We start from the raw sequence: 6,950 nt of genomic DNA, 5'->3' as shown, positions 1-6,950 counted from the left end.
CCAACATCGGCCACACCCAGGCCGCCGCCGGCATCACCGGGGTGATCAGCGTGGTCGGGGCGCTGCAACGCGGGGTGCTGCCGAAGACGCTGCACGTCGACGCCCCGTCCCCACACGTCGACTGGACCACCGGCGCCGTCGAACTGATCACCGACACCCGCCCCTGGCCCGACGTCGACCGGCCCCGACGGGCCGCCGTGTCGTCCTTCGGGATCAGCGGCACCAACGCCCACATCATCCTCGAGCAGGCCCCACCCGCGGACGACAACGACGGGGACACAGCCGGTGGGAACGCGCCCGGGGCCGCCGGCACGCCCGGCGGGAACATCTCCGACGCGGACGGCACGCCCGCCGCGAACGCGTCGCGCGCAAGCACGGCGGACGCGGACACGCCTGACCCCGGGAGCGCGTCCGGGGCAGACCGGGCGGCCGATGCATCCGAGACGGTGCCCGTGCTGTGGACGCTGTCCGCACGCGGCGGGCCGGCGCTGCGGGCGGCCGCGGCCAGGCTGCACGACGCCGTGTTCACCCGGCCGGACGCCCGTCCCGCCGACGTCGGGCTGTCGCTGGCGACCACCCGTACCGTCTTCGACCACCGGGCCGCCGTGGTCGGCACCGGCCGTGAGGCGCTGCTCGCCGGGCTGCGCGCTCTCGCCGCCGGCGAGCAGGCGCCGGGCGTGGTGTCCGCGGCCACCACCGGGAACCCGGGTGGGAACCCGGGTGGGACGGTCTTCGTCTTCCCCGGCCAGGGCTCCCAGTGGCCGGGAATGGCCGCCGGCCTGCTGGACTCCTCCCCGGTGTTCGCGGAGTCGATCGCGGCCAGCGCGGACGCGCTCGCCCCGTACGTCGACTGGTCGCTCGTGGACGTGCTGCGCGGGGTGGACGGCGCGCCCACCTTCGAGCGCGTGGACGTGGTGCAGCCGGCGCTGTTCGCGGTGATCGTCGCGCTGGCCCGGCTGTGGGAGTCGCTGGGCATCCGGCCCGACGCGGTCATCGGGCACTCGCAGGCCGAGATCGCCGCGGCGCACGTCGCCGGCGCCCTCACCCTGGACGACGCCGCCCGCATCGTCGCGCTGCGCGCCCAGGCGATCACAAAGATCGCCGGGCTGGGCGGGATGGTCTCGGTGCCGCTGCCCGCCGCCACCGTCGAGGCCGACCTGCCCGAGCTGGCCGCGCTGGCCGGTGGCGCCCCGGGCAGCATCTCGGACGACGTCTCGATCGCGGCCGTCAACGGCCCGGCCGCCACCGTCGTGTCCGGGCGGCCGGCCGCCCTCGACCAGCTACTCGCCGCCTACCAGGAGCGCGGGGTCTCCGCCCGGCGCATACCGGTCGACTACGCCTCCCACTCCGCCCAGGTCGAGGCCATCCGCGACGACGTACAGACCCTGCTCGCGGACATCGCGCCACGTCCCGCGAACGTCGCCTTCTACTCGACGGTGACCGGCGGACGGCTCGACCCGGCCGAGCTGACCGGCGACTACTGGTACCGCAACCTGCGCCAGCCGGTCCGGCTCGACGACGCGGTCCGCGCGGCGCTCGCCGACGGCCACCGCATCTTCCTGGAGTCCAGCCCGCACCCCGTACTGACCATCGGCATCCAGCAGACCGTCGACGACGTCGCCGAACACGGCCTGGCCACCGCACGCAGCACCGGCGCCGTCCCCGGGCACAGCACCGAGGACGCCGCCGGAAACACCGCCGGGAGCACCGCTGCTGGGAACCCCGTCGGCGGGTGGGACGCGGCGGCGGGACCCGTCCTGGTCACCGGCACGCTGCGCCGCGACGACGGCGGCTGGGACCGGCTGCTGCTCTCCCTCGCCGAGCTGTACGCGCACGGCGTCACGCCGGACTGGCCCGCCGTCTACGGGCCGCACGCCCGCGTCACCGAACTGCCCACCTACCCGTTCCAGCGGGAACGCTACTGGATCACCGCGCCGACGCACGCCGGCAGCCCGGCACCGGGCCTGGCCGCCGGGCATCCGCTGGCCGACGCGGCGCTGCCCGTCGCCGGTGACGACAGCCTGCTGCTCACCGGACGGCTGACCACGGCCACCACACCCTGGCTGGCCGACCACGCCGTCGCCGGCAGCACGGTGCTGCCGGGCGCGGCGGCCGTCGAGCTCGCCCTGCACGCCGGCGCCCTGGTCGGCCACGGCCACCTGCGGGAGCTGACGTCGCACGCCCCACTGGTGGTCCCGGACGGCGGCGGCGTCCGCTTCCAGCTCGTGGTGGGCCCGCCGGAACGCGACGACCCCGGCATCCGGCCGGTGACGCTGTACTCCCGCCCGGAGGGCTCCCGCCCGGCCGCGGGACGGCCGGACTACATCCGGCCAGGTGACGGCTGGTCAGGTGGTGGCAACGCCCACCCCGACGAGGACGTCCCCTGGACCCGCCACGCCAGCGGCCTGCTCGCCCAGCGGCCGCTGGCGCCGGCACCGGACGACCTCGCCGGGCAGTGGCCGCCGGCCGACGCGGTCGGCATCGACCTCGACGGCTTCTACGACCGGCTCGCCGACGACGGGTACGGCTACGGCTACGGCCCGCTCTTCCGCGGCCTGCGCGCCGCCTGGCGGCACGGTGACGACGTCCTCGCCGAGGTCCGGCTGCCCGTCGCGGACGCCGCCGAGGCCGACGGCTACGGGCTGCACCCGGCCCTGCTCGACGCCGCCCTGCATCCGGTCGTCGGCCTGCTGCCCGGCCAGGGCGACGCCCTGCTCCTGCCGTTCGCCTGGACGGACGTCTCGCTGGCCGCCACCGGGGCGACCGCGCTGCGGGTCCGCGTCCGCCCGACCGGCACGGGCACGGTGAGCGTGCACGCCGCCGACCCGGCCGGCGCCGCGGTGCTGTCCGTCGGCGCGCTGGCGCTGCGGCCGGTCGCGCCGGGCACGCTGGCCGCCGGTGGCGCCGACGCGGCGTACCTGCTGGACTGGTCGCCGCTACCGCCGCTGTCGCCGCCCGCGACACCCGCGGACGCCGCACCCACCGGCCTCGTTGGCGGCGCTGGCGCTGTCGACATCCTCCCGGATCTTCCGAGCCTTCCCCCGGACGCGCCGGCCCCGGCCACCGTCGCCGTCTGGGTGAACGCCCCGTCGGCACCGGGCATCCCGGCACCGGACGTTCCAGCGGTGGACGTTCCAGCGGCGGACGTTGCGGCAACGGTCGCGGCCACCACCGAGCGGGCGCTCGCCACGGTGCAGTCCTGGCTGGCCGACGAACGTTTCGCGGTGGGCCGGCTGGTCCTGGTGACCCGCGGCGCGGTCGCCACCCGTACCGGCGAGGACGTCACGGACCTTGCCGCGGCCGCGGTCTGGGGGCTGGTGCGCTCGGCCCAGTCCGAGCATCCCGGCCGGCTCGTCATCCTCGACCTGGACGGCGACACCGACACCGACACCGGCGCCGACCCGGCCCGTGCGGCCGCAGTGGCGGCGGCGCTGGCCAGCGGGGAACCCCAGGCCGCGGTCCGCGACGGCGTGGTGCTGCTCCCCCGGCTCGTCCGGCAGCCCGCGCCCGGCTCACCCGCCTCGGGCGAGCTGCCACCGCCGCCCGGCGACAGCGCCAGCCTGGTCGACACCGGCCTGTACGGCGACCGTGACCTCAGCGGCGCCACGGCCGGCGACGCTGACAGCACCACCGGCACCGGTGCCGGTGCCGGCCAGCGCACAGGCGCCGGATGGGAGGCGGGTGGCACGCCGTGGCGGCTCGACGTCACCTCGCCCGGCAGCCTGGACGCGCTCGCGCTGCTGGCCGACCCGGACGCGGCGGGGCCGCTCGCGCCGGGAGAGGTCCGGGTCGCGCCGCGGGCCCTCGGGGTGAACTTCCGCGACGTACTGATCGCTCTCGGTGTCTATCCGGGCCGGGCCCGCATCGGCGCCGAAGGGGCCGGCGTGGTCGTCGAGACCGCCCCCGACGTCACCGACCTCGCCCCCGGCGACCGGGTCACGGGGCTGCTGCCGGGCAGCGCCGGTACGCTCGCGCGCGTCGACCGCCGGCTGCTCGTCGGCTTCCCGGCGGACTGGTCGTTCGCGCGGGCCGCCACCGTCCCGGTCGCGTTCCTCACCGCCTACTACGGCCTGTTCGATCTCGGTGCCCTGCGGCCGGGCGAGCGGGTGCTGGTGCACGCCGCCAGCGGCGGGGTCGGCCAGGCCGCCGTGCAGCTCGCCCAGCAGGCCGGCGCGGAGGTGTTCGCGACCGCCAGCCCCGCGAAATGGGACGTGCTGCGCGCCCTCGGCCTGGACGACGACCACATCGCCTCCTCCCGCGAGCTGGATCCCGTCGACGGCTTCGAGGCCCGGTTCGGCCGGGTCGACGTGGTGCTCAACGCGCTGGCGCACGAGTTCACCGACGCGTCCCTGCGGCTGCTCGGCCCCGGCGGCCGGTTCGTCGAGATGGGCAAGACCGACCCGCGGCGTCCCGAGGAGCTGGCCGCGCACCATCCCGGCGTCTCCTACCTGCCGTTCGACCTGCTCGCGGACGTCCCGCCGCAGCGGATCGCCGAACTGCTCACCGAGTTGGGCCTGCTGTTCGCCCGGGACGCGCTGCGCCCGCTGCCGGTGGCGGCCTGGGACATCCGGCACGCCCCCCGCGCGCTGCGCCACCTCGCGCAGGCCCGCCACGTCGGCAAGCTCGCGCTGACCGTGCCGCACCGGCTCGACCCGTCCGGCACGGTCCTGGTCACCGGCGGGACGGGGACGCTCGGCCNCTGGCCGCCCGCCGGCTGGTCACCCACCACGGGGTGCGCCACCTGCTGCTGACCAGCCGTAGCGGGCCGGCGGCGGACGGCGCCGCCGAACTCGTCGACGAGCTCACCGGGCTGGGCGTCAGCGTCACCCTGGCCGCCGTCGACGTCGCCGACCGGGACGCGCTGGCCGCGCTGCTGGCCACCGTCCCCCGCACCCACCCGCTCACCGCGGTGATCCACACGGCCGGGATCCTCGACGACGCCACCGTCACCGGACTGACCCCGGAGCGGCTGCGGAGGGTGGCCCGGCCGAAGATCGACGCGGCGTGGAACCTGCACGAGCTGACCCGCCACGCCGATCTCGCCGCCTTCGTGCTCTACTCGTCGGTCGCGGGCGTGGTGGGCACCCCGGGGCAGGCGAACTACGCGGCGGCGAACACCTTCCTCGACGGGCTGGCAGCAGCCCGCCGCGCCCACGGGCTGCCGGCGGTCTCGCTGGCCTGGGGCTACTGGGAGCAGGCCAGCGGCATGACCGGCCATCTCGGCCGGGCGGACGTGGCCCGGCTGGGCCGCGGTGGGCTGCGGCCGCTGCCCACCGAGACCGCGCTGGCCCTGTTCGACGCCGCGCTCACCACCCCGCACCCGGCCCTGGTACCGGCCCGGATCGACCGGGACGCGTTCGGCCAGGACGACAACCGGCCGGCGGTGCTGCGCGGCCAGTCCCGCCCGGCCGTCCGCCGCGCCGCCGGTGCCGGCGACGGCCACGGCGGCCCAGCCGGCCCAGCCGGCCCGGACGGCCTGGCGGGTGACGGCGGCACGCGGTCGGGAGCGGGCGCGTCACTGGCCGACCGGCTCGCCGGGCGACCCGAGGACGAGCGGGAGCGGATCCTGCTCGACCTGGTGCGCACGACCGCGGCGACCGTGCTCGGCCACGCCGACGCGGCGGTGATCGAGGTCGACCGCGGATTCCTCGCGTCCGGGTTCGACTCGCTGACCGCGGTGGAGTTCCGCAACCGGCTCGGCGCGGCCGCCGGGCTGCGGCTGCCGAGCACGCTGCTGTTCGACCATCCGACCCCGGCGGCGCTGACCGCGCACCTGCGCACCCTGCTCGTACCGGCCGCGCACGGCGGTGCTGGGAGCGCGGCCGTCCCGTCCCAGCGGGAATCGCTCACCGACGTGCTGGACCGGCTGGGCAACGTCCTGACGACCGCGCCCGACGCCGCCACCGACCCCGACGCCCACGAACGGGTCGCGGTCCGGCTGCGGCAGCTCCTCCAGGTCTGGGACGGCCGCCGGCCCGCCGGCGCGGGCGGCTCCCTCGCAGGCGACCTGGCGGATCTCCAGTCGGCCGACGACGACGAACTGTTCGACGTGCTCGACAACGAGCTGACCACCCCGTACGGAGGCTGAGCTCACATGTCCACCGCGTCCTCTGGCTCCCAGGTACCCCCGGTGTCCTCCGCGTCCGCCGCGTCCGCCGCGTCCGCGGGCGGCGGCTCCCGTGAGGAGAAGCTGCGCGACTACCTGCGGCGGGCCACGGCCGACCTGCGTGCCGCCCGCGCGCAGGTGCAGGAGCTGACGTCGTCCCGGCACGAACCGATCGCGATCATCGGGATCGGCTGCCGTTACCCGGGCGGGGTGCAGTCACCAGACGACCTGTGGCGGCTGGTCGCCGACGGCCGCGACGTGGTCGGCCCACCGCCGACGGACCGCGGCTGGAACCTTGACGACCGCTACGACCCCGACCCGGCACGGCCCGGCACCACCTACTCCCGCGAGGGCGGCTTCCTGCCCGACGCGGGCGACTTCGACGCCGCGTTCTTCGGCATCTCCCCGCGCGAGGCGCTGGCGGCCGAGCCGCAGCAGCGGCTGCTGCTGGAGACCGCCTGGGAGGCGCTGGAACACGCCGGGATCAACCCGACGACGCTGCGCGGCTCCGACACCGGCGTGTTCGTCGGGGTGATCGCCTCGGACTACGGTGCCGGCGCCGGGGCCGCGGCGATCCAGCCGCTGGAGGGGTACGTCCTGACCGGCGGGACGACCATGCGTCGCCTCCGGCCGGGTGGCGTACTCGTTCGGTTTCGAGGGCCCGACCGTCACCGTGGACACCGCCTGCTCGTCGTCGCTGGTCGCGCTGCACCAGGCCGTGGGCGCGCTGCGGTCCGGCGAGTGCGGGCTCGCGCTGGCCGGCGGCGTGACCGTGATGCCCACCCTGCGATCGTTCGTCGAGTTCTCCCGGCAGCACGCGCTGGCGCCGGACGGCCGCTGCAAG

At 76.8% G+C, this 6,950-nt stretch carries 2 protein-coding genes and 1 pseudogene; all 3 read left to right on the top strand.

Annotated features, from left to right (window positions below; all coding sequences use genetic code 11):
* The first annotated feature begins 41 nt into the window (after window positions 1-41).
* Window positions 42-4,751 (top strand): acyltransferase domain-containing protein, encoded by a 4,710-nt coding sequence (locus FrCorBMG51_RS30120; RefSeq protein ID WP_476742248.1) that lies wholly within the window; start codon window positions 42-44, stop codon window positions 4,749-4,751.
* Window positions 4,733-6,088 carry a type I polyketide synthase gene (locus FrCorBMG51_RS25890; protein ID WP_052915006.1) on the top strand — a complete coding sequence of 452 codons (1,356 nt, stop codon included), beginning with the start codon at window positions 4,733-4,735 and terminating at the stop codon, window positions 6,086-6,088. The genes FrCorBMG51_RS30120 and FrCorBMG51_RS25890 overlap by 19 nt, the downstream gene beginning before the upstream one ends.
* Before the next feature lie 42 nt (window positions 6,089-6,130).
* Window positions 6,131-6,950: pseudogene (locus FrCorBMG51_RS24035) on the top strand (beta-ketoacyl synthase N-terminal-like domain-containing protein); the annotation flags it as partial.

Source organism: Protofrankia coriariae, from assembly GCF_001017755.1.
Classification (GTDB): Bacteria; Actinomycetota; Actinomycetes; order Frankiales; family Frankiaceae; genus Protofrankia; species Protofrankia coriariae.
The sequence above is the reverse complement of the archived record's forward strand: the minus strand, read 5'-3'. Positions and strand labels throughout refer to the sequence as shown.